Origin of the sequence: Pseudomonas sp. W2-17 (assembly GCF_041060445.1) — a bacterium.
GTDB lineage: Bacteria > Pseudomonadota > Gammaproteobacteria > Pseudomonadales > Pseudomonadaceae > Aquipseudomonas.
The window spans coordinates 339,489-365,810 of sequence record NZ_JAUFNS010000003.1 but is presented as its reverse complement, the minus strand read 5'-3'; the positions used below and the strand labels follow the sequence as shown (position 1 = coordinate 365,810).

Below are 26,322 nucleotides of genomic sequence, written 5' to 3'. Positions count from 1 at the left end.
AAGCAATCTGCAGAAAGACGGCAGGTTGCGGTGTGTGAAGACGCATGAAGACGAAAGTTTGCGAACACACAAATGACACCTTGATCACATACCCGATTTGCTGAAGCGTTCCCAGGAACGAGTCAGTACCCGAATTTCTTGACGACCATAGAGCATTGGAACCACCTGATCCCATCCCGAACTCAGCAGTGAAACGATGCATCGCCGATGGTAGTGTGGGGTTTCCCCATGTGAGAGTAGGTCATCGTCAAGATTAAATTCCAGAACCCCATTTGCGAAAGCAGATGGGGTTTTGTTTTTGCGCGCGGAAAAGCGGGCAGTCATCCTCACCACACGAACAGCGGGTGAGCGCAGTTGCCCGTCGCCCTGACAAGATCGACAGATAACGAATCCTCCCCCTCTGTTAGTCTTCTCCCTCTTTTGAAAGACCAAGGGACGCAGCTATGCCGGTGACATCCAATCTCAACCCCGGGTTTATGGTGGTCCATGGGAATCGCCTGGATGAGTTGCGTGGCCTTGTGGTGTCATGGATGCGGCGTTACCCCCTGACGCCCCTTGAAAACGAAGTAGCGCTGGTACAAAGCAACGGTATTGCGCAGTGGCTGAAGCTCGCCTTGGCGGAAGATGCACAGGACGACGATCAAGGTGGCTGCGGGATTGCCGCTGCGATCGATGTGCAGCTCCCTGGCAGCTTTATGTGGCAGCTGTACCGTGCGGTGTTGGGCAAGGCAGAGATTCCGGAAACCTCGTTGCTCGATAAGGCTCCCCTGACTTGGCGTTTGATGCGTCTATTGCCCGGCCTTATCAATCAGCCACACTTCGAGCCGCTGCAGCGATTCCTGACAGCCGACACCGACCTGCGCAAGCGCTATCAGTTGTCCGAGCGGCTTGCCGATCTGTTCGACCAATATCAGGTGTACCGCGCCGACTGGCTGGAGGATTGGGCTGCGGGCAAGCATCAACTCCGGACCGGTCGGGGAGAGGCAAAGCCGCTTAAAGCAGAGAACTGCTGGCAAGCCGAACTGTGGCGTGCGCTGCTCCATGATGTCGGGGCAGAGGGCATGGCTCAGAGCCGGGCTGGCGTGCATCAGCGATACATCGAACGCATCAATAGTTTGAGTGAGGCGCCGGCCGGTTTACCGGCGCGAGTGATTGTTTTCGGTATTTCCTCTTTGCCTGCCCAGGCATTGGAGGCGCTTGCCGGGCTAGCCCGTTTCAGTCAGGTCCTGCTCTGCGTTCACAACCCTTGCCGCCATCACTGGGCAGATATCGTGGCTGACAAGGATCTCCTGCGTCACGAATACAAACGCCAATCGCGAAAACCCGGCATGCCGGTGGTGCTGAACCCTGATGCGCTGCACCAGCACGCTCACCCTTTGCTGGCTGCTTGGGGCAAGCAGGGTCGTGACTACATCAATCTGCTCGACAGTCATGACGACCCGAACAGCTACCGCTCGATCTTTCGCGACGGGCGCATCGACCTGTTCAGCGAGAGCGAGCCCACGACGCTCCTGAATCAACTCCAGGACGATATTCTCGAGCTGCGCCCATTGAGCGAGACCCGCGAAGTCTGGCCGCCCGTGGATATCAAGACCGACCGCTCGATCCGCTTTCATGTCGCACACAGCGCCCAGCGCGAGGTGGAGGTGCTCCACGACCAACTGCTCGCGCGCTTCAGTAAGGATCCGGGCCTTCGTCCGCGGGACGTCATCGTCATGGTGCCGGACATCGACAGCTACGCCCCTCACATTCGCGCGGTATTCGGCCAACTGGATCGCGACGATCGCCGCTTTATCCCCTTCACCCTCGCAGACCAGGGCCAACGTGGCCGTGATCCGCTGCTGATCGCCGTCGAGCACTTGCTGAAGATTCCGGACAGTCGATTCCCGGTCAGTGAAATCCTCGATCTGCTGGACGTCCCCGCATTACGAGCGCGGTTCGGCATTGATGAGCGAGACCTGCCAACCCTCCATCGCTGGATTGAGGGAGCAGGTGTGCGATGGGGGCTCAATGCGAAGCAGCGTGAGGGGCTAGGGCTACCGGAACAGCTTGAGCAGAACAGCTGGCATTTTGGTTTGCGCCGCATGTTGCTGGGTTACGCCGTCGGTGCGGGTGCGGCCTACGAGGGCATTCAGCCGTATGACGAAATCGGTGGGCTGGATGCGGCCCTGATTGGCCCGCTGGTGTCCCTGATCGACGCGCTTCAGGTCGCGCACAACGAACTTTCCCAACCCGCGACGCCCGCGATGTGGGGTGCGCGCCTTCAGGCGATCATGCAGCTGTTCTTCATGGCGGACAGTGAGCACGACGACTACCTGCTCAGTCAGCTGGAAACCCTGCGAGAAACCTGGCTACAGACCTGCGAGACCGTTGGACTGGAAGAAGAATTGCCGTTGACGGTCGTGCGTGAAGCCTGGCTGGCCGGGCTTGATCAAGGGCGGTTGTCCCAACGCTTTCTGGCCGGATCGGTCAACTTCTGCACGCTGATGCCGATGCGCGCCATTCCATTCAAGATTGTCTGCCTGCTGGGCATGAATGACGGCGATTACCCGCGCGCACAACCGCCGCTGGATTTCGATTTGATGGGCAGCGACTACCGTCCCGGTGACCGTTCCCGGCGCGAGGATGACCGTTATCTACTGTTGGAAGCGCTGCTGTCTGCTCGAGATCAGCTGTACATCAGCTGGGTGGGCCGCAGCATTCGCGATAACTCCGAGCGGCCGGCCTCGGTGCTCATCGGGCAGCTGCGCGATCATCTGTCCAGCGGTTGGCGGCTGGCCGATGCCATCGAGCCCGAGGACGATAAAAAGCGTGATCCGGGCCAGCAGTTGCTGCACAAACTTACCGTCGAACATCCGCTGCAGCCGTTCAGTGCCAAGTACTTTCAGGAGAACCCGGAGTTCTTCAGCTTTGCCCGCGAGTGGCAAGTGCTGCACGAAGCCCTCACCGAAGCAGGCGAAACAAAAGCGCTGCAACAGCACCAGCAGGAAGAGCCGCTTAGCCTGATGCAGTTGCAGGATTTTCTGCGCAATCCGGTGAAGCACTTCTTCAGTCAGCGCTTGAAGATATTCTTTGAAGTCGCCGAAGCGCCATTGGCGGACGAGGAGCCGTTCGTACTCGACGCGCTCGAGCGCTATGGCCTCAGCGACAGTCTGTTGCAAGCGGCGCTCACAGATCCCGAGGACATTCAGGAATCGCTCCATGCTCAAGCAACGCGCTTACAGGGCAGCGGCTTGCTGCCGATGGCCGGGTTCGGCACGTTGCTGCAGGATGAACTGATCGAACCGCTACCCGACCTCGTCGCCCGCTATCACGAATTGCTGATCCGCTGGCCGGTGCGGCTGCACAGCGCGCTGCCGGTCAGTTATCAGCATCAGGGCGTCGAGCTCGATGGCTGGGTCGATGGGCTTTATCAGAACACTCAGAATCAATTACTCGCGATCACCGCTATTCCGAATGCCATCGCCAGCAAGAAGACGCGCAAATGGCATCGCCTGACCAAGCCTTGGGTGAACCATCTGGTGGCCTGCGCGTGCGATCTGCCGTTGACCACTGCGCTGGTGGCGGGTGACGAAACCCTCTTGCTGCCGCCGCTGGACAAGGACACTGCAACGCGCACGTTGAATGATCTGCTGTTGGCCTGGCATCAAGGCATGCAGCGACCGCTGCCGATTGCAGTGAAGACGGCATTTGCCTGGCTCGGACAGAACGATGAAATCAAAGCCGAAGCTGCCGCGCGCAAGGCCTATGAAGGCGATGGCCAGAACAGCAAAGGTGAGCGTGCCGAAAGCACAGCGCTGGCGCGTCAGTTCCCGGACTTCGATGCGTTGCTGGGCAGCGAGGAATTCGTGGGATGGTGCGAGGCGTTGTACAAACCGATTTTTGAAGCGCCCTGGCAGGCACTTTCTCGCGAGGAGGCCGGCGCATGAGTGACGCACAACAACCTCTGGCGCTGCGCTTCCCGCTGAAAGGCAGCCAGCTGATTGAAGCCAGCGCCGGCACAGGCAAGACGTTCACCATCTCGGCGCTGTACCTGCGTCTGGTGCTGGGGCATGGCAGCGAGGACTCGGGTTTCGGCCGTGAGCTGTTGCCGCCGCAGATTCTGGTGGTGACGTTCACCGACGCAGCGACCAAGGAACTGCGTGACCGTATTCGTACGCGACTGGCCGAAGCCGCGCGGTTCTTCCGTGAAGAAATTGAAGCGCCTGACGCGTTGATCGCTGGCTTGCGGGACGAGTTCGCCATTGAGCAATGGCCCGGCTGCGCCAGCCGTCTCGACATCGCGGCGCAGTGGATGGATGAAGCGGCGGTCTCGACCATTCACAGTTGGTGCCAGCGGATGCTGCGCGAGCACGCCTTCGACAGCGGCAGCCTGTTCACCCAGAGCCTGGAAACCGATCACACCGATTTGCTGAGCGAAGTGCTGCGCGATTACTGGCGCAAGTTCTGCTACCCCATGGGCGGTGACGCGCTGCTCTGGGTACGCGACAACTGGCACGGCCCAGGGGCGCTGCTGCCGAGAGTTCGCGCGTTGTTCGGCAGTGAACGGGCCAGCGTGACGCAAACCCCGACGCAGATCATCGAGCAGTCAATCCAGGAGCGCCGTGAAACCCTCCGTCAGCTCAAGGCGCCATGGGCCAACTGGGCCGCAGAGCTGCATGCGATCTGCATCGACGGCGTCGCCTGCAAAGTGGTCGATGGCCGCAAGATGCAGGAGCGTTATTTCAGACCCTGGTTCGACAAGCTGATTGCCTGGGCCAATGACGATGAGCAGGAGCAACTCGACCTCGGCACCGGTTTCACCCGGCTGACGCCCGACGGCATTGCCGAAGCGTGGAAGAACAATCCGCCATCGCACCCCGCGTTCGAAGCGATGGTCGAGCTCAAGGTGGCGCTGGACACGCTGCCAACGCCCGATGCGGCGGTGCTTGAACACGCGGCCCAATGGGTCGGCGCCCGCTTCGAAGAAGAGAAGCGGCGCCGTGCTGAAATGGGTTTCGACGACATGCTGCTGCGCCTGGATGCTGCTCTGCGCGGAAGCGGTGGCGAGCGCCTGACGATCCTGATCCGCGAGCAGTTTCCGGTCGCCTTGATCGATGAATTTCAAGACACCGACCCGGTGCAGTACCGCATTTTCGACAGTATCTACCGGCTTGAAGCCAATGACGAAAGCACCGGGCTGTTCCTCATCGGCGACCCGAAGCAGGCGATCTACGCCTTTCGCGGCGCGGACATTTATACCTACCTGCGCGCCCGACAGGCCACCACCGGGCGGTTGCACACGCTCGGCACCAACTTCCGTTCCAGCCACGCGATGGTCGATGCAGTAAACCACGTGTTCATGCGCGCGGAGACGAGCGAGGCCGGTCGCGGTGCCTTCCTGTTCCGCACGCCCGAGGACAATCCCGTGCCGTTTCTGGCGGTCGGGTCTCAGGGCCGTAAAGAGACTTTGCAGGTCGACGGTCAGGTGCTTGCGGCGCTCAACGTCTGGCAGCTGGAAACCGATCAGCCGGTGTCGGGCACGGTCTATCGTCAGCAACTGGCGGCGAGTTGCGCCAGTGAGATCGTGCGTTTGCTCAACGGTGGCCAGCGAGGGCAAGCGGGCTTTGCCAAAGCTGGAGAGCCATTGAGACAACTGCTGCCTGCCGACATCGCAATTCTGGTGCGTGACGGCAAGGAGGCTCAGGCAGTGCGTGGCGAGTTGTCGGCCCGTGGTGTGCGCAGTGTGTATCTCTCGGACAAGGACTCGGTGTTTGCGGCGCAAGAGGCCCATGACTTGCTCGCCTGGCTCAAGGCCTGCGCCGAGCCTGACGCCGAGCGAACCCTGCGTGCGGCCTTGGCCTGTATCACCCTGGCGTTGCCGCTGGCCGAACTCGAGTTGTTGAATCAGGACGAACTGGCGTGGGAAAACCGCGTCATGCAGTTCCGCGATTACCGACGCATCTGGCGCACCCAAGGCGTGCTGCCCATGCTGCGGCGGCTGCTGCACGACTTCAAATTGCCGCAGGCGCTGGTTCAGCGCACCGATGGCGAGCGTGTGCTGACCAACCTGCTGCACCTCAGCGAACTCATGCAGCAGGCCGCCGCAGAGCTGGATGGCGAGCAGGCCTTGATTCGCCATTTGAGCGAGCATCTGGCGCTGTCTGGTCAAGCGGGGGAAGAGCAGATCCTGCGCCTCGAAAGCGATGAGCAACTGGTCAAGGTCGTGACCATTCACAAATCCAAAGGCCTGGAATACCCGCTGGTGTTCCTGCCCTTCATCTGCTCGACGAAGCCAGTGGACGGCAGCCGTTTGCCGCTGCACTTCCACGACGCCGCCGGCCACGCGCAGATCAGTCTCAAACCCACGCCGGCGCTGATCGAGCAGGCGGATGACGAGCGTTTGGCGGAAGACCTGCGTCTGCTTTATGTGGCCCTGACCCGCGCGCAACACGCATGCTGGCTGGGCGTTGCCGACCTCAAACGCGGCAGCAACAGCGCCTCGATACTCCATCGTTCGGCGCTGGGCTACTTGCTCGGCGGCGGGCAGAAGCTGGCTGAGTCAGTGGCATTGGGCCAATGGCTGCGATCGCTGGCAGAGGACCACCCGGCCGTGAAAGTTGAACCCGTCCCACTGCCCACCACCGAATCCTTCAGCGCGCCGCGCAACGAGGTCGCGTTGAGCAAGCCGCGCGTGCCCCGGCGCAGCGCCCGGGAGAACTGGTGGATTGCGTCCTACAGCGCGTTGCGCATTGGCGACACCATCACCGACAGCGGTGATCAGTCGCCGGACAGCCCGCAAGCGCAGAAGCTGTTCGACGATGAGCGTCTCGACCCGGATGCGCCGCGAGAGGTGATGGTCAGCGGCGGCGATATCCACCGATTCCCGCGTGGCCCCAACCCCGGCACCTTCCTGCACGGTCTGTTGGAGTGGGCCGGTGAGAAGGGCTTTGCAGAAGCGGCTGCTGATCCGCTGTCGCTTGAGAAAGTCGTCGCCCAACGCTGCAACCGGCGCGACTGGAAAGGCTGGATCAACACGCTGACCGACTGGCTGCAGCATCTCCTGACCCTGCCGCTGCGTCTGGGCGCGGATGTGCAGCCCATGGCCTTGTGCGAACTGGATCAGCCGAATCAGTACCGCGTCGAAATGGAGTTCTGGTTCGCCTGCTCGAAAGTCGATGTGGCGCAGATGGACGCGCTGGTTCGCCGATACACCCACAACGGTGCGCCGAGGGCGGCGGCAGAAACGGTCTCGCTGAACGGCATGTTCAAGGGCTTCATCGACCTGACGTTCGAGCACGAAGGTCGCTACTTCGTTGCCGACTACAAATCCAACTGGCTGGGCGTCGACGACGATGCCTATACCGAGCAGGCGATGGAAAACTCGATTCTGGACAACCGCTACGACCTGCAATACGTGCTCTATCTGCTGGCCTTGCACCGTCAGCTCAAGGCGCGGCTCGCCGATTATGATTACGACCGGCACATGGGCGGCGCGGTGTACCTGTTCGTGCGTGGCAGTCGTGCGGCGAGTCAGGGGGCGTGGTTCACCCGACCGCCCCGCGAACTGATCGAGAGCTTGGATCTGCTGTTTCAGGGTCGAGCGCCGATCGCGGCCGATGTGCTGTCAGGAGACCTCCCATGAATCGCACCTTCGCTCACTTGATGCCCACGGCGCTGGACGCCGACAGCCTTGCCGATCTGAAGCCCCTCAGCCGCGTCGAGGATTTACTGCTGTTGCTGCAGCGCTGGGTCGAACGCGGTTGGTTGCGCGCGCTGGACAAGGCCTTCGTGGCGTTCCTGGCTGATCTTGATCCTGCCGCCGATTCGCTGGTGCTGTTGGCCGCCACGCTGACCAGTCACCAGTTGGGCCACGGCCACGTCTGCCTGGACCTCTACGAAACCCTGAAAGAGCCGGACTTCGCTTTGTCGCTGCCGCCCGAGGGGGATGTGTTGTCGACGCCGATGTTGCTGCCGTCCTCGCTGCTCAAGTCGCTGGACGGCGCGACGTGGTGCAAGGCGCTGGAAGCCAGCGCGCTGGTTGCTCACGCCGGGGATGTCAGCGAAGCGGCGGCGCAGAGGCCGTTAGTTTTATCCGATCGACGCCTGTACCTGCGCCGTTACTGGACGTATGAGCGGCGGATCGATGCGGCGTTGCGTCGTCGACTGGCCCAAGTGGAAACGGGGTTCAGCGATTTGCCCCAGCGTCTGGATGCGCTGTTCGGCCCGGCCAACCATGCGCCTGACGCCTTGATCGACTGGCAAAAGTTGGCGTGCGCCCTGGCAACCCGAGGCGCGTTCAGCATCATCACCGGCGGCCCCGGCACGGGCAAGACGACTACGGTCGTGCGGTTGCTGGCGCTGTTGCAATCGCCAGCGGTTGAGCGCGGCAAACCGTTGCGCATTCGCCTGGCGGCGCCGACCGGTAAAGCGGCGGCACGGCTGACCGAGTCGATCAGTCATCAGGTGCAGTCGCTGCAAGTGCCGGAAGATGTGCGGCAGAAGATCCCCAGCGAAGTCACGACGGTTCACCGGTTGCTGGGCAGCCGTCCGGGCACACGGCATTTTCGTCATCACGCGGGCAACCCGTTGCCGCTGGATGTCCTTGTGGTCGATGAAGCCTCGATGATCGACCTGGAAATGATGGCCAACCTGCTCGACGCATTGCCGCCCCATGCGCGGATGGTGTTGCTGGGCGACAAGGATCAATTGGCGTCGGTGGAGGCTGGAGCCGTGCTGGGCGATTTGTGCCGCGACGCGGAGGCGGGGATGTATAGCCCGCAGACCCAGGCGTGGCTGGAATCGGTCAGCGGCGAAGATCTTTCCAGAAGCGGTTTGCAGCAGGGCGACGATCAGCATCACGCGTTGGCGCAACAGGTGGTGATGCTGCGCCACTCCCGGCGTTTCGTCGCGGGCAGCGGCATCGGTCAGTTGGCCAAGCTGGTCAATCAGCAGCAGGACCAGGAAGCGCGCGCATTGCTCGCGGCTCGCCAATACCCTGACCTGTTTTCCCTGGTGCTTAAGGGTGAGCAGGACCGCGCCCTGTCGCGACTGCTGCTCGACGGTCACGGCGATGGCCCGCAAGGCTATCGCCACTATCTGGGCGTGATGCACGCGCAGCGGCCGCAAGACCTGACGCAGATCGAAGACCCGCGCAGCGTCGAGTGGGCGCGGCAGGTGCTGAATGCGTTCGATGAGTTCCAGTTGCTGTGCGCCGTGCGTAAAGGGCCGTGGGGCGTGGAAGGGCTGAATCGGCGTATCACTGAAACGTTGTTCAGCGCCGGGCTGATCGAGAGTGATCATCAGTGGTACGAGGGCCGGCCGGTGCTGATGACGCGTAACGATTACGGGCTGGGTTTGATGAACGGCGACATCGGCATTGCCCTGCGTCTGCCCGAGGGGCCGGTCGAGGAGAACCGTCAGGCGCTGCGTGTCGCGTTCCCGCGCAACGACGGCAGCGGCGGGGTGCGCTTCGTGCTGCCGAGTCGGCTCAATGACGTGGAAACGGTGTACGCGATGACGGTGCACAAATCCCAGGGTTCGGAGTTCGCGCACACGGCGCTGATTCTGCCGGAGGCGCTGAACCCGGTGCTGACCAAGGAGCTGATCTACACCGGCATCACCCGGGCCAAGCACTGGTTCAGCCTGATCGAGCCGCGTCAGGGCGTATTTGAAGAAGCGCTGCGGCGCAAGGTCAAGCGCCTGAGCGGGTTGATGTTGGGGCTGTGAGGCTCAGGCTTCTTTGAGCGAAGGCGTTTGTTGCGTCACGGCGTGATCCAGCCCCATGAACCTGCGCACGCGCTCGCCACACTGATCGGCAAGAATCGTCTGCGGCGCGGCGTCGACTTGCACGATGCCGTTCTCCATGAAGATCACCCGGTCGGAAATCGACAGGGCGAAGTCCATCTCATGGGTGACGATGAGCATCGTCATGCCTTCCTTCGCCAGGTCGGCGATGACCTTCAGTACGTCGCCCACCAACTCCGGGTCCAGCGCAGAAGTGGGCTCGTCGAACAGCATGATCTGCGGGTCCATCGCCAGCGCCCGGGCAATCGCCACGCGCTGTTGCTGACCGCCGGAGAGCTGATGCGGGTATTTGTGTGCGTGGGCCAGCAGCCCGACCTTGTCGAGCAGGGCGTAGGCACGCTGCTCGCTGACGCCCCGGTCGCGGCCGTGATAACGCGGCGCGAGGGTCACGTTGTCGAGAATGGTGCGGTGGGGGAACAGGTTGAAGTTCTGAAACACCATGCCGATGCGCTGCACGCCACGGCGGATCTGCGGCGCGTTGGGGTTGTCGCCGGCGTGAATATAGCCCTCGCCAAACAGGATGATCTCGCCCTTGTCGATGGTTTCGAGGCTGTTGACCGTGCGAATCAGCGAAGTCTTGCCCGAGCCTGACGGGCCGATGATGGAAATCACCTGACCGGCGTCCACCTCCAGATTGATGCCCTTGAGCACCTCATGCTGCCCGTAGCTTTTGTGGATGTTGACCAGTTGCAGCGCCGGCGCAGACCCCGGGCCTGTTGTCCGCTGGCCTACTAGCGCGGGCTGCGCGACCAGGCTGGCGCGCAGGTTACTCAGGGCCGTGTCGTCGAGGGTCTGGGGCTTGCGGTTGCTCAGCTCCAGGTGCTGCTCCAGCCAGTGAAACAGCCAGCCGAACACCGTCACGATCATCACGTAATACACCGCGACGGCCGACAGCGTTTCCATGACCAGGAAGTTTTGCGCGTACAGGCGCTGGCCCACAGTCAGCAGTTCGGTCAGGGAAATCACTGACACCAGCGAGGTCAGTTTCACCACGGTGATGTATTCATTCACCAGCGTCGGCAGGGAGATACGGAATGCCTGGGGGATGACGATCAGACGCTGCATACCGATCAGACCGACGCCCAGGGCGCGGCCCGCTTCTTTCTGGCCCTTCGCGACGGAGATCAGGCCGCCTCGGTGTATCTCCGCCATGTACGCCGCTTCCGTGACCACCAACGCGAGAAGGCCGGAATAGAAGGGGTTGGAAAGAACGTCGCGGGTGACCGGAAACATCTGCGGCAGGTTGTAGGTAAACACCACCAGCACCAGCAGCGGGACACTGCGGAAGAACCAGATATAAATCGACGCCGGCACGCTGATCCAGCGCGCGGTCGACAGCTTGGCCGAGGCCAGCAGGAAACCCAGCAGCATGCCGATGAACCAGCCCAAGGCGCTGAGTTCGATCACGGTGATGCAGGATTCCCAGAAGTCAGCGACCGAGAACAGAGAAAAAAAGTAGGACCATTCGAATTGCATACACGCACCTCAGCAGGGCGGGGCCCGGCGGGATTCTCTTATCAAACGCGATCCCTGTAGGAGTGAGCTTGCTCGCGATGACTTCGGTACAGCCGAAACGCATATGGCACGGCCAATCGCGAGCAAGCTCACGCCTGCAAGGGGTGACGCATCAAGCCGTCAGTTGGCGGGCTCTTCCAGGTTGTATTTCTTCAAGAGCGCAGCGTATTCGCCGGATTTTTTGGTCTCGTCGAAGGCCTTGAGCAGCGCCTGATACAGCTCGTCATTGCCCTTCTTCACGTAGATGCCAAGCGTCTGCTGATAGATGGAATGCTCGGTGCTGACCACTACGCGGCCCTTGGTGCGTTCGGCAATCATGCCGGCGGCGCCGTCGATTTCCACCTGCGCCTGCACGTTGCCCGACAGCAGCGCCTGGGTCACTTCCGGTGCCGACGGGAACTCGCTGACGGCGACCGGACCTTTGCCCTTCGGCACGCAGTATTCGGCGGACAGCTTGTTGAACTGGGTGACCCACGTGGTGCCTTTTTCCAGGCCGATTTTCAGCCCGCACAGGTCTTCCGGTACCTTGGGTTTGAGCGGACTGTCCTTGAGCACCATGATCGCCGCGCCCGTTACGGCGTAGGGGATGGTCTGGGCCTGGGTCTGGCGCTCCGGCGTGATGTACATCCCCGAAATGATCGCGTCGTAGTGCCCGGCGTTGAGGCTGAGGATCAGGCTGGAGAACTTGGTGTCGACAAACTCCGCTTTGAGGTCCATGTGCTTGGCGAGCAGGCGCGAGAGGTCTGGATCGGCGCCGACGACGTTCTTCTTCTCGTCATAGGATTCGAACGGCGGATAGGTGATCTCCATGCCGACCTTGAACTGCCCGGGCGTCACCGTGGTGGCAGCCTGCGCGGCGGTTGCAGCAACCAGGGATGCGCCGAGCACGGCAGAGGCAAGCACGGTCAAGCGGACAGCAGTGTTCAAAGTGTTGCGCATCGTCGGTGACTCCACGTCAGGAAGGTAGGGCTGGGTGTGCTGGGTATTCGAGTGATGCAGGACGCCGTATCGCATCACGATACGTCCTGTGTCTGATTCTTCAGGTGGCCGAAGCTCGACGGCTTGCGCGCCTTTTCGTACAGCTTGAGTTCGCCGTTCTCGACCTTGCGCCGCAGGTACTGGTAGGTCTGCAACGCTTGGCCGAACATGTGCTCGCCGATGGTGATTTCTTCGTAGTCGGCAGTGCCCTTGTCGAACTGCGGAAGGGGCTTGATCTGGGTATGGAAGTCGCAGGCGAAGAACAGCGGAAACGAATAGCGCTCCTCGCTGACCGTGCGTACCCGATGAGCCGTAGCAACGAACGTACCAGCGGTCATGACCTCCAGCATGTCGCCGATGTTGACCACAAACGCGCCATCCACCGGAGGCGCGTCGATCCACTGCCCCAGATCGTTCATCACTTCCAGCCCGGGCTTGTCGGCCAGCAGCATGGTGAAGCACTCGTAATCGGTGTGCGCACCAATTCCGGGCGCGTCCTGAGCGGCGCCGTCAAACGGGTAATGAATCAGTCGCAGCTTCGAGGGCGGACGGGTGACCATCGCCTCGAAGTAGCCCTCCTCCAGGCCCAGCGCCAGCGCAAAGCCGTCGAACAGGCGGCGGCCCAGGGCAAACACCGCCGCGTAATAGGCTTCGACCGCAGCGCGAAAACCGGGCAGGTCCGGCCATTCGTTGGCACCGATCAGCGGGGTTTTGGCGATCACCAGCGGGTCGTCATCGCCCACTTCAAAGCCGATATCGAACGCCTCTTTGTGATCCGGCTTGCCCTTGGCGTACACCTCTTCGCCCTCGGGCACGAAGCCTTTGTGGCTGCGTGAAGTGCCGATGTAGTGCTGCATTTTGTAGTCGAGGGATTGAGCGAACAGGTCCTTGGCCGCCTGACGCAGACCGTCGATCAACGAAGGCGCAATGCCGTGATTCCTGACGTACAGAAAGCCGACTTCCCGCGCCGCCTTGCCCAGTTCGTCGGCGACGGCCTGACGCAGTGCGATGTCGGGGCTGAACAACCCGGCGATATCGACCACCGGGATGCTGCTGAAATTGGCGACCTTCGGGGCTGCCGCTTGCGACGGATCTGGCATGACGAAACGCTCCTTATCGGCTTGTTGTGTGGGTGAAGCGCTGGAAATGTTCGCGTTCGGTCCGGCCCATCCACTCGTTCAGCGACCAGAGATCGGCCACCGGCACATTGGTGAAGGGCAGATGATGCAGATAGCCGTCGGCGCCGAATTCAGGCGCCATCGTGCTGACCTGATAACCGCGGGCCTGCTGGGATTTCCACACGGCTTCCCAGTGCTGCTGATGGAAGGCCAGCTCGCGGGCGTACTCGGGGGCAGCGGGATGCGGGACTTGCGGACCCTGGTCGTAACCGACCCGAGCCTGAATGTGATGAACGCGCTCGACGAACGCGCTGAGGTCGTCTTCCGGGTCGTCGAGCAAACGCTCGCACGTGACGATCCAGTGACTGATGTCGCTAGTGAAACGTAGATCGGGCAGTTGGCGGATCAGCTCGAGGGTGACCCACGGATTGAACAGCGAGCGGGCGCGGTGGGTTTCGAAGGTGACCGTCTGGCCATGTTTGCGCGCCACCTCCAGCGCCTGACCGAAGAAGTCCACCTGCTGCGGCAATTGCCAACGGTCGTTGCCGGCCAGCACGTTGACGAAGCGCGGCGCCAGTTCGGTTGACCAGGCGAGCTTCTGTTCCAGGTCGGTGAGGTGTTCCGCGGTGGTCGCTGATTGTTCCGGGAGAACGTCGTAGGCGGTGAAAACGGTGGCGATGTAAGGCACGTGATTGGCGCGCAGGAAGGCACCGAATTCCGCACGCTCGACAGGTGTCAGCGGCAGGCGTGCTTCCATGCCGTCGAATCCGGCTTCCAGCAGCTCATCCAGCGCTTGGGCCTTGCTGTCGCGGTAGCCCCAGAGCGTGCGGAAGATTTCCAGTTTCATCGAGCGTCCTCAAAGATTGCATCAAACGGCTGACGTGTGACCCGAGACAGGGCTCCGCCACGGCACAGGCCGAGACGGGTACAGCGGCAGTCACATCAGAAAAGGCAATCTTCGGGCCGGGTCTCTACTGGACGGGCTCCTTTATTGGGGCCGATCTTAGATTCGGCCGATGAACGGGAAGAATAGGAAAGCTCAAATGCATAGTTCAGAGATTTCTGAACTATGGCGGGGAGGGGCTGGGTAGACGCAGACTTCAGGCATGCGACGTTCATGGGAGCGAGCTTGCTCGCGAATAGGTAGGAACATCCACCGCATCTTCAGCGCCTGATCTGCCGCATTCGTGAGCAAGCTCACTCCCACAGGATCGCGTTTCATCCGCAGGCAAGTTGGGCGCTACCCCTACCTGCAGCCGACTTTTCGTTCAATCCACAAACGTCATCCGCCCGGCTTTACCCAACAGAAACCCCTGATTGCGCTCGGTCGCCTCACGGATGTAATCCCACAACAACGTAATCCGCTTGAGCTTCCTCAAATCCTCCCGGCAGTACATCCAGAACTGCCTCGTGATATCCACCTCGCTTTCCAGCACCGGCAGCAGCCGTGAATCCTGTGCCGCCAGAAAGCACGGCAGGATCGCCAGCGCTCGACCCTGCAGCGCGGCGACGTATTGGGCGATGACGCTGGTGCTGCGCAGGGTGGCGTGGGCACCGGGGAGGAGGTTGCTGAGGTAGAGCAATTCCGAGCTGAAGGCCAGGTCGTCGACGTAGCTGATAAACGGATGGTCGGCGAGGTCTTCGGTCTTGTGGATCGGCGTGTGATTGTCGAGATACTCCTGAGTGGCGTAGAGCCTCAGGCTGTAGTCGCACAGCTTGCAGCACACGTAAGGCCCGTGTTCCGGACGCTCCAGCGCGATGACGATATCGGCCTCGCGCTTGGACAGGCTGATGAAGTGCGGCAGCGGCAGGATGTCCACCGAAATGGCAGGGTACGTGTCGGTGAAGTGACTGAGCTGCGGCGTGATGAAGAAGCTGCCGAAGCCTTCGGTGCAGCCCATGCGCACGTGCCCTGACAGTGCGACGCCGGAGCCGGAGACCTGCTCGCAGGCGATGTGCAGCGTGCTTTCGATGGACTCGGCCGCGCCCAACAATCGTTGGCCTTCGGCCGTGAGGATGAAGCCGTTGTTGCGGGATTTCTCGAACAGCAGCGTGCCCAGTGAAGTCTCCAGCGAGCTGATCCGGCGCGACACCGTTGTGTAGTCCACCGCGAGGCGTTTGGCGGCGGCACTGGCCTTGCGCGTGCGCGCCACTTCCAGAAAAAACTTCAGGTCATCCCAGTTCAGCGCGCTCAGGGACGTGATGTTTTTTTGCATGTTGAACCTGCTTTTATGTGCGTTCTTATTAGAAGTTTGCACATCTATACTCCGAAGCGCGGCCGGATCCAACCTGTCCGTCAACGCCTGCTGCAGCAGCTGAAACCAACGAGGTAACGCCCCGGCAATCGCCCCACCCCACACGCCATAACACCCTGCACAACAATAAATAAGCGGAGGAGTTTATGAAGAACGCTATTACGGCGGACGCTGGCGCACTCGATGCCGGCCCCGTGAAAAACGCCCGATCCTACCGGCTTGCCGGCGCGGCGAGCATGGCCGGCACGACCATCGAGTGGTACGACTTTTTCCTCTACGGCACGGCTGCCGCACTGATCTTCAACAAGATCTTCTTCCCTGCACTGGACCCGATCATCGGTGTGCTGGCGGCGTTCGCCACCTACGCCGTGGGCTTTCTCGGCCGGCCACTGGGCGGCATCGTGTTCGGCCATTTCGGCGACAAAATCGGGCGCAAGTCCATGCTCTTGTTCACCCTGATGCTGATGGGCATTCCGACCATCGTCATCGGCCTGATTCCCACCTACGAACAGATCGGCTACTGGGCTGCGGTGCTGCTTGTGGCGATGCGGTTTCTGCAGGGCATGGCGGTTGGCGGCGAGTGGGGCGGAGCGGTGTTGATGGCCGTCGAGCATGCGCCCGAGGGTCGCAAAGGTTTCTACGGCAGCCTGCCGCAAACCGGCGTTGGCGCGGGGCTGGTGCTGGCCTCGCTGGCGATGGGCATGGTCGCCAAATTGCCTGAGGCCGATATGCTCAGTTGGGGCTGGCGGATTCCGTTCCTGGCCAGCGTTGTGCTGCTGGGCGTGGGCTGGCTGATTCGCCTGAAAGTCCCGGAGTCGCCCGATTTCGAGAAGCTGAAAAAAGACAACATCGCCGTCAAGGTGCCGCTGTTCAAAGTGTTCCGCGAGCACCCGAAGGAAACCCTGACCATCATCGGCGCGCGCACAGCAGAGAACGCCTGGTTTTACATGTCGGTGACCTTCGCGTTGGCGTACGCCGCCAATCAGTTGCTGATACCCCGTGCCGACGTGCTGAGCGCGATCACTGCCGGCGCTGCGCTTTCTCTGGTGACGATGCCGCTGTGTGGGCACCTGTCCGACAAGGTCGGGCAGAAGCGTCTGTATTTCGCCGGGCTTTTGCTGCTCTGCGCCTTCGTCTATCCGTTTTTCGCCATGCTCGGCACCCGCGAACCCCAGATGGTGTGGTGGGCGATGGTGCTGGCGGTGGGCGTGGTCTTCCCGATCCTGTATGCGCCGGAATCCCTGTTGTTCGCCCGGCAGTTTCCGGCGGAAATTCGCTACAGCGGCATTTCCGTTTCGGTGCAGTTGGCGGGCGTCCTGGGCGGCGGATTTGCGCCGATGATCGCCACGCAATTGCTGGCCATGGGCGGCGGTAGTCCGCACTACGTCATCGTCTATCTGATCGGCATGGCGCTTGTCGCATTGGTCTGCACCGCGCTGATGAAACGCGATCCCCCTCGCCATCGCGCGGCCTGAAATCGACTTTTTTCAGCGCGCCCACGCCGGCGCGCTGCCTTGAATGGAGCAATGGCAATGAACGTGTCACTGAACAAAAACAACACGACTGTAGCCCGCGTGAAGCTGCTGATCGGCGGCGAATGGGTTGAGTCGCAAACCACCGAGTGGCTCGACGTGGTCAACCCCGCTACCCAGGAAGTGCTGGCCCACGTGCCCTTCGCCACGGCCGCTGAGGTCGATGCCGCTGTCGCCGCCGCGCAGAAGGCGTTCACCACCTGGCGGCACACGCCGATTGGCGCCCGCATGCGCATCATGCTCAAGTTGCAGGCGCTGATTCGCGAACACTCCAAACGCATCGCCGTCGTGCTCAGCGCCGAACAGGGCAAGACGATTGCGGACGCCGAGGGCGATATCTTCCGCGGCCTGGAAGTGGTCGAGCACGCGTGCTCCATCGGCACGCTGCAGATGGGCGAATTCGCCGAGAACGTCGCCGGTGGCGTCGACACCTACACGCTGCGTCAGCCCATCGGCGTCTGCGCAGGGATCACGCCTTTCAACTTCCCGGCGATGATTCCGCTGTGGATGTTCCCGATGGCCATCGCCTGCGGTAATACCTTCGTGCTCAAGCCGTCCGAGCAAGACCCTATGTCGACGATGCTGCTGGTGGAGCTGGCCGTCGAAGCGGGTGTGCCGGCAGGCGTTCTCAACATCGTGCACGGCGGCAAAGAGGTGGTCGACGGGATCTGCACCCACAAGGACATCAAGGCGGTGTCCTTCGTCGGCTCAACGGCGGTGGGCACTCACGTTTACGACCTGGCGGGCAAACACGGCAAGCGCGTGCAGTCGATGATGGGCGCGAAGAACCATGCCGTCGTGCTGCCTGATGCCAATCGCGAGCAGACCCTCAACGCACTGGTCGGCGCCGGTTTCGGTGCGGCAGGTCAGCGCTGCATGGCGACGTCGGCGGTGGTCATGGTCGGCGCGGCGAAGCAGTGGATTCCCGATCTGAAGGCGCTGGCGCAGAAGCTCAAGGTGAATGCGGGCAGCGAGCCGGGCACCGATGTCGGGCCGGTGATTTCCAGACGCGCGAAACAGCGGATTCTTGATCTGATTGAAAGTGGCGTCCAGGAAGGCGCGACCCTCGAACTGGACGGGCGCGGTATCACGGTGGCGGGCTATGAAGACGGCAACTTCGTCGGGCCAACGCTGTTCACCGGCGTGACCACCGAGATGCAGATCTACACTCAGGAAATCTTCGGGCCGGTGCTCGTGGTGCTGGAAGTCGACACGCTGGATCAGGCCATTGCGCTGGTCAACGCCAACCCGTTCGGTAACGGCGTCGGGCTGTTCACTCAGAGCGGTGCTGCGGCGCGCAAATTCCAGAGTGAAATCGATGTGGGTCAGGTCGGCATCAACATCCCGATTCCCGTGCCGGTGCCGTTTTTCAGCTTCACCGGTTCGCGCGGTTCGAAGCTGGGGGATCTGGGGCCGTACGGCAAACAGGTGGTGCAGTTCTACACTCAGACCAAGACCGTCACCAGCCGCTGGTTCGATGACGACAGCGTGAATGACGGGGTGAACACGACGATCAATTTGCGTTGAGTGCGAGGCGCTTTAAGCGGGCCTTCGCTTGCTCGCGCTCGCGTTGCGTCATTCAGCGTTGTGCTATGTGAACGATCGCTTCGCGAGCAAGCTCGCTCCCACAAGGGGCTTGCGTCGCCTGTGGAACTGGAACTGAACAAGGAGAGCAACCATGAAAATCGCATTCATCGGCTTGGGCAATATGGGAGCGCCGATGGCGCGGAACCTCATCCGTGCCGGGCATCAGCTGCATTTGTTCGACCTGAACCAACAGGTGCTGGCCGAGCTGGCCGAATTGGGCAGCCGCATCAGTGAGTCGCCCAAACATGCGGCTCAGGGTGCCGACCTGGTCATCACCATGCTCCCGGCGGCCGCTCACGTGCGCGCGGTTTACCTGAATGAAGACGGCGTATTGGCTGGCATCAGCGCAGGGGTGCCGGCGGTGGACTGCAGCACCATCGATCCACAGACCATCCGCGATGTGGCGGCCGCAGCGGCGAAACAGGGTGCAGTCGTTGGCGATGCGCCGGTGTCGGGCGGCACTGGCGGCGCGCAGGCCGGGACGCTGACGTTCATGGTCGGCGCGAGTCTTGAGCACTTCACGGTGCTCAAGCCGATCCTGGCGCAGATGGGCCGCAACATCGTCCATTGCGGCGATGTCGGCACTGGCCAGATCGCCAAGATCTGCAACAACATGCTGTTGGGCATTTCCATGATCGGCGTGGCAGAAGCCATGGCGCTGGGTAATAGCCTGGGCATCGACACCGGGGTGCTGGCGACCATCATCAACAGCTCAACCGGGCGCTGCTGGAGCTCGGAAATGTATAACCCATGGCCCGGCGTCGTGGAAACCGCGCCGGCGTCGCGCGGTTACACCGGAGGGTTTGGCGCAGAGCTGATGCTCAAGGACCTGGGCTTGGCAACCGAAGCCGCCAAAGCCGCACGCCAACCGGTACTCATGGGCGCGCTGGCGCAGCAGCTGTATCAGGCGATGAGTTTGCGCGGTGATGGCGGCAAGGATTTCTCGGCGGTGGTTCAGGGTTACATCAAGAAGGAAAACTGATGTTCCAGGCCCCGGCCTCTTCCCGGCTAAAGTCAGTCCTACCTAATGCGCGCGGGATGAGGGGACTGATTTATTTACAGCGCTTCACCGTAAATTAATCTGTCCCCGGGCGAATCAATGGTGAGACCGGCTTCAGCCGGGAAGAGGCCAGTGTGCGCACTATTGATTATGCGGTGTGACAACCGACGCCTTCCCGGCTAAAGCCGGTCCCACTAAATACACGGAGTCCCACCGAGAACTAACCCCGCGGGCCGCCGTAGTCCTTGGCCCACTGCTCTTGCGCCACCAGGTGCTGTTTAAACCGCGCGATCTGCTCGGCCACGCGCACCGGTGACGTGCCGCCCCAGCCGCTGCGCGCGGCCAGTGCAGCTTCCAGGGTCAGGCTCTCCAGCACCTCCGGCGTCAGGCGCGGGTCGGTGTCGGCGAGCATCTTCGGCGTCAGCTCCGGCAGCCCGATGTCCTGCGCCTCACACAGCTGAACCAGTTGCCCGGTGATCTCATGGGCTTCCTTGAACGGCACGCCGCGAACGGCAAGCCAGTCGGCGATTTCCGTCGCCAGGGTGAACCCCAAAGGTGCCTGCCGCAGCAACTCGTCCTTGCGCACCTTCATGGTTCGCACCATGCCGGCGAAGGCGGGCAGCACCAGATTCAGCGTGTCCATAGCGTCGAAGATGGCGTGCTTGTCTTCGCTCAAATCTCGGTTGTACGACAGCGGCTGCGCCTTGAGCACCGACAGAATCGCCGTCAGCGAACCAATCAACCGGCCGGATTTACCCCGGGCCAGTTCGGCGATGTCCGGGTTCTTCTTCTGCGGCATGATCGAGCTGCCCGTGGCGTAGGCATCGTCCAGCTCGACCCAGCGAAACTGCCGCGACGTCCAGATGCAGAACTCCTCGGCCATGCGCGAGATATTGATCCCCAGCATGCTCGCGCAGAACAGAAACTCGGCCACGTGATCGCGGCTGGCGACAGCGTCGATGGAGTTTTCACACGGTCCGGCATAACCCATTTCCGCCGCCGAACGTTGAGGGTCGCGGGCGATGGCGGACCCGGCCATGGCGGCGGCGCCGAGCGGCGACAGATTGAAGCGCTGATCCCAATCCTGCAGGCGCTGGATGTCACGATGAATTGCCTGGGCGTGGGCCATCAAATGGTGGCCGAACACGATCGGCTGCGCTTGTTGCAAGTGAGTGAAACCCGGCGCGATGGTCTCGATATGCGCTTCGGCCTGGCCGACCAACGCCTGCTGCAGATCAAGAATCGACAGGGTCAGCACGCGAATGCGATCACGCAAAAACAGACGCATGTCGTTGGCGGTTTGATCGTTGCGCGAGCGCCCGGCGCGAAGCTTGCCGCCCAGTGCGCCGAGGCGTTCGGTGAGCAGGCGCTCGATGAAGGTGTGCACGTCTTCGTCGGCGGGAATGGGCTGAATCGTGCCGGCGGCGAAATCCTCGTCGATCGATTGCAGTGCGTCGATAATACGGTGGGTTTCGTCGGCATCCAGCAAACCGGCGCGCTCAAGCTCGTGGGCGTGGGCCTTGGAGCCCGCCACGTCATAGGGCGTCATGCGGAAATAGACGGCGGGCGAGCGTGACAGGTTGGCCATCGCTTCGGCTGGCGCTGATTTGAAGCGTGCGCCCCACAGACGCTCAGTTGCATCGGACATTAGCATTCCCCCTCAAACGTGATTGCTGGCGAGCCAGGCGTCGACGACGTCAGAGGATCCTAGGAAAAACCGGCTGCCGGTGAAACGTTACAAATGGCAAGTCGGGTTGGCAGAAATGGAAAGCTGCGTCAGCAAATCGCTACTCAGATACGCGCAGCTGACTATTTTTCTGTTACCGCAGGTGCCCGAATGTGTTGAAGTGGCGCCGATCGCAACGCCCGATGTTTCCCCTCGTCGACCTTTTCGCAGGATGCGCCCATGACTGGTTTCCTATCGCTCTATCAGAACCTTGGCTGGACCTTGTCAGTGCTGGTGCTGCTGACGTTTCTGCTGGCGGGAACGGTCAAGGGCGTGATCGGCATGGGCCTGCCGACGGTTGCGATGGGCCTGCTCGGTGCGATGATGCTGCCGACCCAGGCGGCCGCACTGCTGCTGATCCCATCGACGCTGACCAACTTCTGGCAGCTGGCAACCGGCGGGCATTTGCGAGGACTGTGTACGCGGTTGTGGCCGCTGCTGTCGATGATCGTCATCGGCACGCTGCTCGGCTCATACGCGCTGGGGCTCGGCAACGGGCACGGCATGGCGAGGGCGCTGGGCGGCGCGCTGTTTGTCTACGCGTTGTACGGCCTGTTTCTGCCGACGCTCAACGTGCCGCCCGCTGCCGAGCGCTGGCTCGGGCCGCTGTGCGGATTTATCACCGGCCTGGTCACTTCGGCCACCGGCGTTTTCGTCATTCCGGCGGTGCCCTACATTCAGGGCCTGGGGCTGGATCGTAATGAACTGGTGCAGGCGCTGGGGCTGTCGTTCACCGTCTCCACCCTGGCACTGGGCGTTGGTCTGTTCTGGAACGGCGCAGTGGGCAGCGCTGAAATGGGCGCCTCGTTGCTGGCGCTGGTTCCGGCGTTGCTGGGGATGATGTTCGGGCAGTGGCTGCGTCAACGGATCAGCGCGCTGGTGTTCAAGCGGATGTTCTTCATTGGCATGGCGCTGCTGGGGGCGCACCTGTTGATTGCCGGCTGATTACTCGGCGTCCGGCCCGCATTCACGCTGCGGTTCAGTCAACATAAATTCATCAATAGCCGCCTGACTCGTGATTCAGGCGCAAATGTATTTTGCCCCTCTGCGGCTTATTCCCGCCTCGTCTGCCAGATATTCTGCCGTCCATTCCAATTGAACACCCTCAATCCAGGACCGCTGCACTGCGGGCTGCATTGACGACGGACGAGGCTTGATATGAAAAAAGTACTGTTTCTCAACGGCGGCAAACAATTTGCGCACTCCGACGGCCGCTACAACACCACGCTGCATGAAGCCGGCCTGGCGCTGCTGGACCGTGCCGGTTTGGAAGTACGACAGACCTTCATCGACGGCGGCTACGACGTGGCCGAAGAAGTGCAGAAGTTTCTCTGGGCTGACGTGATCATCTGGCAGATGCCGGGCTGGTGGATGGGCGCGCCGTGGACGGTGAAAAAGTACATCGACGAAGTGTTCACCGAAGGTCACGGCAGCCTGTACGCCAACGACGGTCGCACTCGTTCCGATGCATCTCAGCGGTACGGCAGCGGCGGCTTGCTGCACGGCAAGCAATACATGATTTCGGCCACCTGGAATGCGCCGCAGCAAGCGTTCGACGACCCGGCGGACTTCTTCGAAGCCAAGGGCGTCGATGCCGTGTACTTCCCCTTCCACAAGGCCAACCAATTCCTGGGCATGACCGGCCTGCCGACCTTCCTGGCGGTGGACGTGATGAAGATGCCGAATGTGGAAGCAGACGTGAAGCGGTACGAGGCGCATCTGGCCTCGGTGTTCGGGATCTGAGACGCGAGAAGCGAGCTACAAGCTTCAAGCGGCAAGCTTCAAGCTCACGGCTCACTTACGGCTTGCAGCTTGCAGCTTATAGCTCGCCCCCAAGCGCGTTAATATCCAGTCTCTTGCGAGCGGGAGGCAACAGTGAAAGCCAGATCTGATGAGTTGCAGGTGTTTGTCACGGTGATCGAAAGCGGCTCGATCTCCGCTGCTGCCGAGCAGGTCGGGCAGACGCCGTCGGCGATCAGCCGCACCTTGTCGCGACTCGAAGGCAAGCTGGGCACGACGTTGATCAACCGCACCACGCGGCGCATGGACCTGACCGAAGAGGGCAAGTATTTCCTCGAGCGGGCCAGGCAGATCCTGGATCAGATGGAGGAGCTGGAAGAGCGCATGTCGGTGCGACAGCAGACGCCCTCCGGCCGTTTGCGGATCAATGCGGCGTCGCCTTTCATGCTGCATTCCATCGTCCCGTACGTTGCCGAGTTTCGCGCGCTGTACCCGGACATCCAGCTGGAGCTGAACAGCAATGACCTGATCATTGATCTGCTGGAACAGAGCACCGATGTGGCGATCCGCATTGGCGTGCTGGCCGATTCCACCCTGCACGCCCGACCCCTCGGCAGCAGCCCGCTGAACATCCTGGCCAGCCCTGAATACCTCGAAAAACACGGCATGCCGAAAACCGTTGCAGCGCTGAGCGAGCATTCCTTGCTCGGCTTCACCCAGACCGAAACCCTCAACCACTGGCCGTTGCGCCACGCGGATGGGGATCGGCTGTTCATTCAGCCGACGGTTTCGGCCTCCAGCGGCGAGACATTGCGGCAGTTGGCGTTGGCGGGTGAGGGCATCGTGTGCCTGTCGCACTTCATGACCCACGAAGACATCCGCCAGGGCCGTCTCAACGTCATCCTGCCCCAGGCCAACAGCGGCTATCGCCAGCCGATCCACGCCGTGTATTACCGCAACTCGCAACTGGCGTTGCGGATTCAGTGCTTTCTGGATTTCATTCAGGAGAAACTGGCGGTGTACGCCGCCTGACGCGTCACGCTTCGCCAACCCCGCTGAACTCCGCCCGCAACATCTCCACAAACGCCTCCCGCGCCGGGTGATGCTCGGCGCTTTCGTGCCAGTAAAACAGGTTGTCGATGGAGGTCAGTTCAGGGAATTCATAACCGACCCAGCCCGAGCCTTTGCGGTACTGCTCGTAAACCCCCTTGGGCACCAGCGCCACGCCTGCCCCGGCGCTGACGCAACCGACGATGGTGCCGTAATTGGCGATGCTGACGATGGGCTGAGTCTGGCCGTTATTCTGCAACCATCGCTCCAGCGCCGCGCGATAAGGGCAGCCTTCGGGCCACATGAAAATCGATCTGTCCTGCAGATCCGCCGCGCTGCGAATCGGCCCCAACGACTCGGCCGCGATCAGCACCAGATCCTCCCGGTACATCGACGTGCGCTTGAGCCGTGGGCGTTTGACATCGATGGCGACAATGGCGCCATCGAGCTTCTGGTTGAGCGTCGCGTCGAGCAGTTGCGTGCCGGTGCCCGTCGTCAGCTCCAGCGACACCTGCGGATAACGCGCATGAAAGCGCGCCAGCAGTCGGGGCAGCCGCGCCGTGGCCGAGGACTCGATGGCGCCGATACGCAACGGCCCGGATGGCGCGGCGTCTGGATGCACTGCGCGTTTGGCTTCGTCGGCCAGGCTGAGCATCTTGCCGGCGTAGGTGAGGAAGATTTCCCCCGCCGGGCTGATGCGCAAACCGCGCCCCTGACGGTAGAACAGCTCGGTGCCCAGCTCCGCCTCAAGCGCTTTGATCCGCGCGGTGATGTTCGACGGCACGCAATGCAACACCTCCGCCGCGCGGGCAATGCTGCCGGTGTCGACGACAGTCTTGAACATGCGGATCTGGGCCAGTTCCATTCATCACCAAAAGTGAGGGGTTGCATCATTATTGTTCGGTTGTGGTGAGCATAGGTTGTTTCGATACTCGCAGCCATGGGCAGGCGCCGGGCTTGTCAGCAGGAGTATCGAGATGAGCGTGGTGGCTGAACCCGTTTGCAAGTCGGAGACAACGGTTAGTGCTGCAGTGCCTTGGCAGGGGATGAAAGTCGCCCTTGCCACTTTCTTTGTGGTCGCCTGCTGGGGCTTCTCGCCGACCGGCATTCGCATCGGTTTGCAGGCCTATGAGCCGGGGCATCTGGCGCTGCTGCGTTTTCTGATCGCGTCAGTGTTCATGCTGTTAATCGCCTCATCGCAACGCATCGCGTTACCGCGCCTGAAAGATCTGCCGTTGCTCGCGGTGCTGGGTTTCTTCGCCGTCAGCCTGCATCACATCGCCCTCAACTTCGGCCAGGCCGGTGTGACTGCCGGGGCGTCCAGCGTGCTGGTTCAGTCGACGCCCCTGTTCACCGCGCTGTTGGCGCATTTCGTTTTCAAGGAGCGGGTTAGCGCCTGGCGTTGGAGCTGTGTGGCGCTCGGGCTGGTGGGCGCCGCGATTGTCGTCACCGGTGATCGCGGCATCGGCCACGTGGATGCGCGCGGGCTGCTGATCCTGGTGGCGGCGCTTTCCTGGAGCGTTTATTTCTCGCTGCAGAAGCGTCACAGCCACCGGTACGACGGCCTGACCATGGTCTGTTACACGGTCTGGGCCGGCACGGTGTTCCTGCTGGTTTACCTGCCGGGGCTGATCGGCGAAATCGTCAACGCGCCGCTTAGGGTCAATGTGGCCGTGGGTGTGTTGGGGCTGTTCCCCAGCGCGCTGGCGTATCTGGCCTGGGCGTACGTCTTGAAGCACATGGATGTCAGCCGCGCGTCGATGAGTTTGTACCTGACGCCACCGATGGCCATCGCCATCGCGTCGGTGATGCTGGGCGAGTTGCCTTCGCAGCGGGTGATCGTGGGGGCGATTGTGGTGCTGGCGAGTGTGTTGGCGCTCAATCTGCGGCGGGAGAGGGCGGTGGTGTTTCCCGTTCGGGATGAACCTGAACGTGCCCCGGTTTAGGCGCTTGGCCGTTTGCGTTTGCGCCAAGTTTCATCATTAATGTGCAGCCGGACCGTTAGTCTCTTCAGCCTCCAGACAGCCCATCAGTT

17 protein-coding genes and 1 rRNA gene are annotated in these 26,322 nt (G+C 61.8%); 11 read left to right on the top strand and 7 right to left on the bottom strand.

The genetic code is table 11. From position 1 onward, the window contains the following. The first annotated feature begins 137 nt into the window (after positions 1–137). The 4 genes from rrf (at position 138) to recD (ending at position 9,708) form a co-directional block, all read left to right on the top strand. A 5S ribosomal RNA gene (rrf, locus tag QWI20_RS05725) occupies positions 138–253 on the top strand. A 190-nt stretch (positions 254–443) separates the two neighbouring features. Beyond that, positions 444–3,929 carry an exodeoxyribonuclease V subunit gamma gene (recC, locus tag QWI20_RS05720; RefSeq protein ID WP_369304589.1) on the top strand — a complete coding sequence of 1,162 codons (3,486 nt, stop codon included), beginning with the start codon at positions 444–446 and terminating at the stop codon, positions 3,927–3,929. Beyond that, positions 3,926–7,624 (top strand): exodeoxyribonuclease V subunit beta, encoded by a 3,699-nt coding sequence (gene recB, locus QWI20_RS05715; protein WP_369304588.1) that lies wholly within the window; start codon positions 3,926–3,928, stop codon positions 7,622–7,624. The genes recC and recB overlap by 4 nt, the downstream gene beginning before the upstream one ends. After that, positions 7,621–9,708, top strand: coding sequence for an exodeoxyribonuclease V subunit alpha (recD, locus tag QWI20_RS05710; protein WP_369304586.1), 2,088 nt, complete (start codon positions 7,621–7,623; stop codon positions 9,706–9,708). The genes recB and recD overlap by 4 nt, the downstream gene beginning before the upstream one ends. Positions 9,709–9,711: 3 nt before the next feature. On the opposite strand, the gene QWI20_RS05705 is transcribed toward recD, so the two are convergent. The 5 genes from QWI20_RS05705 to QWI20_RS05685 form a co-directional block, all read right to left on the bottom strand. Further along, the gene (locus QWI20_RS05705) at positions 9,712–11,262 is read right to left on the bottom strand and encodes an amino acid ABC transporter permease/ATP-binding protein (RefSeq protein ID WP_369304585.1); all 1,551 of its coding nucleotides are present in this window, start codon (positions 11,260–11,262) and stop codon (positions 9,712–9,714) included. A 159-nt stretch (positions 11,263–11,421) separates the two neighbouring features. Then, entirely contained in the window at positions 11,422–12,240 is an 819-nt protein-coding gene (locus QWI20_RS05700) for an ABC transporter substrate-binding protein (protein WP_237254257.1), read from the bottom strand. A 74-nt stretch (positions 12,241–12,314) separates the two neighbouring features. Beyond that, positions 12,315–13,379 (bottom strand): isopenicillin N synthase family dioxygenase, encoded by a 1,065-nt coding sequence (locus QWI20_RS05695; RefSeq protein ID WP_369304583.1) that lies wholly within the window; start codon positions 13,377–13,379, stop codon positions 12,315–12,317. 13 nt (positions 13,380–13,392) lie between these two features. Further along, entirely contained in the window at positions 13,393–14,244 is an 852-nt protein-coding gene (locus tag QWI20_RS05690; protein ID WP_369304582.1) for a sugar phosphate isomerase/epimerase family protein, read from the bottom strand. Between the two features lie 421 nt (positions 14,245–14,665). Next, complete coding sequence (locus QWI20_RS05685; RefSeq protein WP_369304581.1) at positions 14,666–15,613, bottom strand: LysR family transcriptional regulator; 948 nt, start codon at positions 15,611–15,613, stop codon at positions 14,666–14,668. A 185-nt stretch (positions 15,614–15,798) separates the two neighbouring features. On the opposite strand from QWI20_RS05685, the gene QWI20_RS05680 reads away from it, so the two are divergent. From QWI20_RS05680 to mmsB, 3 genes are all read left to right on the top strand, one after another. After that, positions 15,799–17,127, top strand: a complete 1,329-nt coding sequence (locus QWI20_RS05680; RefSeq protein ID WP_369304580.1) for an MFS transporter — start codon at positions 15,799–15,801, stop codon at positions 17,125–17,127. A gap of 57 nt (positions 17,128–17,184) precedes the next feature. Beyond that, on the top strand, positions 17,185–18,711 hold the full coding sequence (locus tag QWI20_RS05675) for a CoA-acylating methylmalonate-semialdehyde dehydrogenase (RefSeq protein WP_369304579.1): 1,527 nt from the start codon (positions 17,185–17,187) through the stop codon (positions 18,709–18,711). A gap of 151 nt (positions 18,712–18,862) precedes the next feature. Beyond that, positions 18,863–19,753 (top strand): 3-hydroxyisobutyrate dehydrogenase, encoded by an 891-nt coding sequence (gene mmsB, locus QWI20_RS05670; protein ID WP_369304578.1) that lies wholly within the window; start codon positions 18,863–18,865, stop codon positions 19,751–19,753. 238 nt (positions 19,754–19,991) lie between these two features. On the opposite strand, the gene argH is transcribed toward mmsB, so the two are convergent. After that, positions 19,992–21,419 carry an argininosuccinate lyase gene (gene argH, locus QWI20_RS05665; protein WP_369304577.1) on the bottom strand — a complete coding sequence of 476 codons (1,428 nt, stop codon included), beginning with the start codon at positions 21,417–21,419 and terminating at the stop codon, positions 19,992–19,994. A 258-nt stretch (positions 21,420–21,677) separates the two neighbouring features. Here argH and QWI20_RS05660 point away from each other — a divergent pair, with 258 nt between their 5' ends. The 3 genes from QWI20_RS05660 to QWI20_RS05650 all read left to right on the top strand — a co-directional run bounded on the left by QWI20_RS05660 (position 21,678) and on the right by QWI20_RS05650 (position 24,269). After that, positions 21,678–22,442 (top strand): sulfite exporter TauE/SafE family protein, encoded by a 765-nt coding sequence (locus QWI20_RS05660; protein ID WP_369304576.1) that lies wholly within the window; start codon positions 21,678–21,680, stop codon positions 22,440–22,442. A gap of 213 nt (positions 22,443–22,655) precedes the next feature. After that, on the top strand, positions 22,656–23,240 hold the full coding sequence (locus QWI20_RS05655) for an NAD(P)H-dependent oxidoreductase (RefSeq protein ID WP_369304575.1): 585 nt from the start codon (positions 22,656–22,658) through the stop codon (positions 23,238–23,240). A 132-nt stretch (positions 23,241–23,372) separates the two neighbouring features. Next, positions 23,373–24,269: a LysR substrate-binding domain-containing protein gene (locus QWI20_RS05650; RefSeq protein ID WP_369304574.1), complete on the top strand. Its 897-nt coding sequence runs from the start codon at positions 23,373–23,375 to the stop codon at positions 24,267–24,269. A gap of 4 nt (positions 24,270–24,273) precedes the next feature. Here QWI20_RS05650 and QWI20_RS05645 read toward each other — a convergent pair whose 3' ends face one another. After that, a complete protein-coding gene (locus QWI20_RS05645) occupies positions 24,274–25,152 on the bottom strand; it encodes a LysR family transcriptional regulator (protein ID WP_369304572.1) in 879 nt (292 codons plus the stop codon). Between the two features lie 181 nt (positions 25,153–25,333). On the opposite strand from QWI20_RS05645, the gene QWI20_RS05640 reads away from it, so the two are divergent. Further along, a complete protein-coding gene (locus QWI20_RS05640; protein ID WP_369304603.1) occupies positions 25,334–26,233 on the top strand; it encodes a DMT family transporter in 900 nt (299 codons plus the stop codon). Positions 26,234–26,322: the final 89 nt, after the last annotated feature.

Excerpts from the sequence above, each read along its gene's own strand:
- recC (WP_369304589.1), top strand. The coding sequence starts at position 444 with ATGCCGGTGACATCCAATCTCAACCCCGGGTTTATGGTGGTCCATGGG.
- recB (WP_369304588.1), top strand. The coding sequence starts at position 3,926 with ATGAGTGACGCACAACAACCTCTGGCGCTGCGCTTCCCGCTGAAAGGC.
- recD (WP_369304586.1), top strand. The coding sequence starts at position 7,621 with ATGAATCGCACCTTCGCTCACTTGATGCCCACGGCGCTGGACGCCGAC.
- QWI20_RS05705 (WP_369304585.1), bottom strand. The coding sequence starts at position 11,262 with ATGCAATTCGAATGGTCCTACTTTTTTTCTCTGTTCTCGGTCGCTGAC.
- QWI20_RS05700 (WP_237254257.1), bottom strand. The coding sequence starts at position 12,240 with ATGCGCAACACTTTGAACACTGCTGTCCGCTTGACCGTGCTTGCCTCT.
- QWI20_RS05695 (WP_369304583.1), bottom strand. The coding sequence starts at position 13,379 with ATGCCAGATCCGTCGCAAGCGGCAGCCCCGAAGGTCGCCAATTTCAGC.
- QWI20_RS05690 (WP_369304582.1), bottom strand. The coding sequence starts at position 14,244 with ATGAAACTGGAAATCTTCCGCACGCTCTGGGGCTACCGCGACAGCAAG.
- QWI20_RS05685 (WP_369304581.1), bottom strand. The coding sequence starts at position 15,613 with ATGCAAAAAAACATCACGTCCCTGAGCGCGCTGAACTGGGATGACCTG.
- QWI20_RS05680 (WP_369304580.1), top strand. The coding sequence starts at position 15,799 with ATGAAGAACGCTATTACGGCGGACGCTGGCGCACTCGATGCCGGCCCC.
- QWI20_RS05675 (WP_369304579.1), top strand. The coding sequence starts at position 17,185 with ATGAACGTGTCACTGAACAAAAACAACACGACTGTAGCCCGCGTGAAG.
- mmsB (WP_369304578.1), top strand. The coding sequence starts at position 18,863 with ATGAAAATCGCATTCATCGGCTTGGGCAATATGGGAGCGCCGATGGCG.
- argH (WP_369304577.1), bottom strand. The coding sequence starts at position 21,419 with ATGTCCGATGCAACTGAGCGTCTGTGGGGCGCACGCTTCAAATCAGCG.
- QWI20_RS05660 (WP_369304576.1), top strand. The coding sequence starts at position 21,678 with ATGACTGGTTTCCTATCGCTCTATCAGAACCTTGGCTGGACCTTGTCA.
- QWI20_RS05655 (WP_369304575.1), top strand. The coding sequence starts at position 22,656 with ATGAAAAAAGTACTGTTTCTCAACGGCGGCAAACAATTTGCGCACTCC.
- QWI20_RS05645 (WP_369304572.1), bottom strand. The coding sequence starts at position 25,152 with ATGGAACTGGCCCAGATCCGCATGTTCAAGACTGTCGTCGACACCGGC.
- QWI20_RS05640 (WP_369304603.1), top strand. The coding sequence starts at position 25,334 with ATGAAAGTCGCCCTTGCCACTTTCTTTGTGGTCGCCTGCTGGGGCTTC.